The organism is Pseudomonas sp. P7548 (genome assembly GCF_013386585.1).
In the GTDB taxonomy this organism is placed as follows: domain Bacteria; phylum Pseudomonadota; class Gammaproteobacteria; order Pseudomonadales; family Pseudomonadaceae; genus Aquipseudomonas.
The window spans coordinates 1-322 of sequence record NZ_JACARO010000239.1; the positions used below are offsets into that span (position 1 = coordinate 1).

Here is a 322-nt window from a genome sequence, read left to right on the forward strand (position 1 = left end):
TGAAAGCACTCTACGTGAAGCTCTTCGCCAGACTCAGACGGGAGTGTTCTTTGCACTCGGCGACGATGACAGCGCGGCGTTGATCAATCTGCTCAATCAAGCCTTTTCCGCACGACCAAAACTCAAGAGTGTGCTTTTGGTTGCGCAGGATCTGCGCAGTCCGCTGCGTACGTTGTTGTTGGAAGAGTTCAATCATGTGCCGGTGATGTCTTTTGCCGAGTTGGGTAGCGCCTCCAAGGTCAAGGTGTTGGGACGCTTTGATCTGGGCCAGGAGGAACTGATGCGCGGTGCGGCGGCATGAGAGCTCGGTTACGCGCGACGC

The 322-nt window shown here is 56.2% G+C and carries 1 protein-coding gene; it reads left to right on the plus strand.

What is annotated here, in order from left to right; translation table 11 throughout:
* Window positions 1–301, plus strand: a 301-nt coding sequence (locus tag HX803_RS32485) for an FHIPEP family type III secretion protein (protein WP_178926126.1), incomplete at its 5' end; no start/stop codon positions are given.
* Window positions 302–322 lie beyond the last annotated feature (21 nt).